Raw genomic sequence first — 4,208 nt, 5'->3', positions numbered from 1 at the left:
CCGGGCCGAGCTCCAAGGAAGTCTGCTTAACTGACCCCCAGCTCCCCCCACATGAGCACCACCATCCGCCTCGCCGACCTCATGTAATGCTCGGAGGAGCTATGATCACCCCGCCACCCTCGCAGGGCTCGTACGGCGCTCAGCATCATTACGGCTCGTACGACGACGACGGCGACCAGCCGCTGGTACGTCCGTATGCGATGACTGGTGGCAGGACCCGGCCGCGCTACCAGCTGGCGATCGAGGCGCTGGTGAGCACGACTGCCGAGCCGGTGCAGCTCCAGGGGCTCCTGCCCGAGCACCAGCGGATCTGCCAGCTGTGCCTGGAAGTGAAGTCGGTGGCGGAGGTGTCCGCACTGCTCGGCATGCCGCTGGGGGTGGCGCGGATTCTGGTGGCCGATCTCGCCGAGGCCGGGCTCGTCGCCATCCACCAGCCAGGTAACGATGCCGAGCCGGGCGGCCAGCCAGATGTGACGTTGCTCGAAAGGGTGCTCAGTGGACTTCGGAAGCTCTAGCGCCGCGGGCCGTCCGGCTCCCTCCCAGTCGACCACGTCCGCGAAGATCGTGATTGCGGGGGGGTTCGGCGTGGGGAAGACCACGTTCGTGGGGTCGGTGTCGGAGATCAACCCGCTGCGGACGGAGGCGGTGATGACGTCGGCGTCGGCGGGGATCGACGATCTGACGCACACGGCGGGCAAGACCACCACGACGGTGGCGATGGACTTCGGCCGTATCACGCTGGATCAGGATCTGATTCTGTACTTGTTCGGCACCCCGGGGCAGGACCGTTTCTGGTTCATGTGGGACGACCTCGTCCGTGGCGCGATCGGGGCGATCGTACTGGTGGACACGCGGCGGCTGGCGGACTGTTTCCCGGCGGTCGACTACTTCGAGAACAGCGGACTGCCGTTCGTGATCGCGCTGAACGGCTTCGAGGGGCACCAGCCGTACGCGCCGGAAGAGGTACGCGAGGCACTCCAGATCGGCCCCGACGTCCCGATCATCACCACGGACGCCCGCCACCGCACGGAGGCCAAGAGTGCACTGATCACCCTCGTCGAACACGCGTTGCTGGCCAGGTTGCACTGACTCGTCCCCGCGCCGCTCCGTCTGTGTTCTTCAACACGTCCTCTGCTGGCTGTGCCAACATTCTTTTGCGTATTGCGCACCGAATGGGCACGCCTCGCGAGTGATCCGTGCCTCTCCGCATACGAAACTCCGGCTATTTGCGTCCCTCGACCACAATGCCCGATTTCGTGCGGCCGCGACCGGCTGAAATCAGCGGCCCGCGGGGGATTGGAAAGTCATCTCCCGACGTGCTGGAATCCTGGCAACTCCGCAGTCGTGACCGTCGGCAGCGGCGGCCCGCCGACGCCGAGAGCCGATGCCGAGAGGTGAGAGCCCAGTGAGGCGCAAGCGCGCGACCCCCGAGACAACGGCAGAACCGGGCCCGTCCCGGGCGTCAGGACGGGGCAACTTCACACCGCCGCCGGGTGCCCGAGAGGCCCCCGGCGACTCCGCCGCGCCTGCGGCCACCGGCTCCAGACTCGCCCCCCGCAACTGGCGGGTGGCCACGAAGCTGTACGCGATCCTGCTCATACCCGTGCTGGTCGGCCTCGTCCTGGGCGGCTTCCGCGTCTACGGCGCGTACGACACCTGGCAGGAAGCCGACGACGCCGAACGCACGGCCGAGCTCGTCCGCGCCTCCACGGCCTACGCGCACGCCCTCATCGACGAACGCGACGTTTCCGCCGCCGCGCTGCTGCGCGGTAACAGGGACGACCCGGCCGTGGCGGAGGTGCGCGCCAGAACGGACGAGGCGCGCGCGGAGTTCCGGGCCCGCGTCGAGGAGGCCCCGCGGACGGACAACCTCGAGCGCCGCCTCGACGGCATCGCCGAGGCCGAGCCGCATCTCGAAGCGCTCAGGGAGCAGGCGTACACCGAGGAACTGCCGGGCGTGGAGACCGAGGAGGGGTACGTCGACGTCCAGCACCCCCTGATGTCGCTCGCGAACGAACTCGGCCTCGGCACCGGCAACGTCACCTCCTACGGCCGCACCGTCTACGCCATTTCCCTGGCCAAGGCCGCCAGTTCCCTCCAGCGCGCCATCGGCACCCACCTCATCGTCGCGCCAGGACCCGGCGCCGAGGCCACCGAGCTCCAGCTCACCGCCTTCGGCTCCTACGCCTACCTGGAGCGCATCGCCCAGGCCGAGTACGCCTCGGCGGGCACCGAGGAGGACACCCAGCGGCTCTCCGAGGTGATGGCCGAGGCCGCGGAGAGCGTCGCGAGCAACGCGCCCGACGCCCCCGCACTCGCCGAGATGGTCTCGCACATCGGCGCGGGCGGCGACGCCGAGGCGCTCGCGGCGAACGGCGTCACGGAGCAGAGCTGGTTCACGGCGGCGACCTCGGAGTTCGACGCGTACCGCACCATCGAACGCGAACTGGTCGACGCCGCGCTGGACGAGGCGCACGACATCGCCGCGACCGCCCGCCGCGACATGATCGTGAACGCCGCGGTCGTCCTCGGCTCCCTGATCATCGCCGTCGTGCTCGCCTCGCTGATGGCCAGGTCGATGAGCCGCAATATGAGCCGGCTGCGCGGGGCCGCGTTCGACGTGGCCGAGCAGCGGCTGCCGGCCATCGTCGACCAGCTCTCGCGGACCAGGCCGGGCGACGTGGACACCCGCGTGGTCCCCATCCGCATCAACAGCCAGGACGAGATCGGCGAAGTCGCCCGCGCGTTCGACCAGGTCCACCGCGAGGCCGTCCGCCTCGCGGCGGAACAGGCCCTGCTGCGCGGCAACGTCAACGCCATCTTCACCAACCTCTCCAGCCGCAACCAGGGCCTCATCGAGCGGCAGCTCAGCCTGATCAGCGAGCTGGAGAACAACGAGGCCGACCCCGAGCAGCTGGAGCACCTGTTCAAGCTGGACCATCTGGCGACCCGCATGCGCCGCAACGGCGAAAATCTGCTGGTGCTCGCGGGCGAGGAGCCCGAGCACCGGTGGAACCAGCCGGTGGCGCTCGTCGACGTCATGCGCGCCGCCGCCTCGGAAGTGGCGGCGTACGCCCGCATCGAGCTGTCCGGCGTGCCCGAGTGCGACATCCACGGCTCGGTCGTCAACGACCTGGTGCACCTCCTCGCGGAACTGCTGGAGAACGCCACCACGTTCTCCTCGCCGCAGACCAAGGTCAGGGTCACCGCGACCCGCCTGCCCGACGGCCGCATCATGATCGAGATCCACGACAAGGGCATCGGCCTCACCCAGGAGGACTTCGCCGAGATCAACAAGCGGCTCGCCGACCCGCCCGCCGTCGACGCCGCCGTCTCGCGGCGCATGGGGCTCTACGTGGTGGGCCGCCTCTCCGAGCGCCACGGCATCAGGGTCCAGCTGCGCCCCTCGGGCGAGCAGTCGGGTACCACCTCGCTGGTGATGCTGCCCGAACGGATCACCCACGGCGGCAGCGCCCCCGTTCCCGCGCAGGTGCCCGAGGAGTTCACCGTCTCGCGGATCGCGCCCCACGGGCAGCACATCACGCAGGCGGATCTGGAGGCCGGCGCCCGCACGGCCGCGGAGCTGGGTTTCGACGACTCCAGGTACGAGGTGCCGCAGGTCACCGGCGACACCGTGCGCCTGGGCCGCGCCGACCTCGACCGGATACGCGAGGACCGCCGGGCCGATTCCGGCCCGCGGACACCGCTGGGCCCGCCGCCCACCCGGCATGAACCGGCCACGGCACAGCCCGGGTTCGGCACCTTCCCGCCGCCCGCGGATAACCCCCTGGGTGGTCCCGGGAACGGCCCGCACCGCGTAGGCTTCAGTCCACCAGACCGGGTCGCGACGGGATACGAGTCGACGACCAGCGCGGGGCTTCCCCGGCGCGAACGACAGTGGCAGCAGCCCGAGGAGGAACCGGCACAGCGACTGCGGGAAGAGCCCCCGGCACCGCAGGCACCGGCAGAGACCCAGTGGGACCGGGGGCCGCGCCGGGAGGAGCGCACGGGCGGCACGACCTCTTCGGGCCTCCCCAAGCGGGTGCCCCGGGCCAACCTCACGGAGCACTCGGCCTCGGAGCCCGCCGCGGGCGGGCCGCAGGTGTCACGGGACCCGACGGAAGTCCGCGGGCGGCTGAGCAGCCTGCACCGCGGTGTACAGCAGGGCCGCGGCGCACGTACGGGCCGTGGCACGCGAAACGACGATC

General features: G+C 70.5%; 3 protein-coding genes. All 3 read left to right on the top strand.

The genetic code is table 11. The features are described 5' to 3' along the window. The first annotated feature begins 101 nt into the window (after window positions 1–101). Window positions 102–515 (top strand): DUF742 domain-containing protein, encoded by a 414-nt coding sequence (locus STBA_RS08375; protein WP_077058639.1) that lies wholly within the window; start codon window positions 102–104, stop codon window positions 513–515. Next, a complete protein-coding gene (locus STBA_RS08370) occupies window positions 496–1,089 on the top strand; it encodes an ATP/GTP-binding protein (protein WP_077058638.1) in 594 nt (197 codons plus the stop codon). The genes STBA_RS08375 and STBA_RS08370 overlap by 20 nt, the downstream gene beginning before the upstream one ends. Before the next feature lie 316 nt (window positions 1,090–1,405). Then, the coding region (locus STBA_RS08365; protein ID WP_079251798.1) for a nitrate- and nitrite sensing domain-containing protein at window positions 1,406–4,208 on the top strand (2,803 nt) is incomplete at its 3' end.

It is taken from the genome of Streptomyces sp. MP131-18 (genome assembly GCF_001984575.1).
Lineage (GTDB): Bacteria > Actinomycetota > Actinomycetes > Streptomycetales > Streptomycetaceae > Streptomyces > Streptomyces johnsoniae.
Note: the sequence above shows the minus strand (reverse complement) of the source record. Positions and strands in the feature narration are given on the sequence as shown.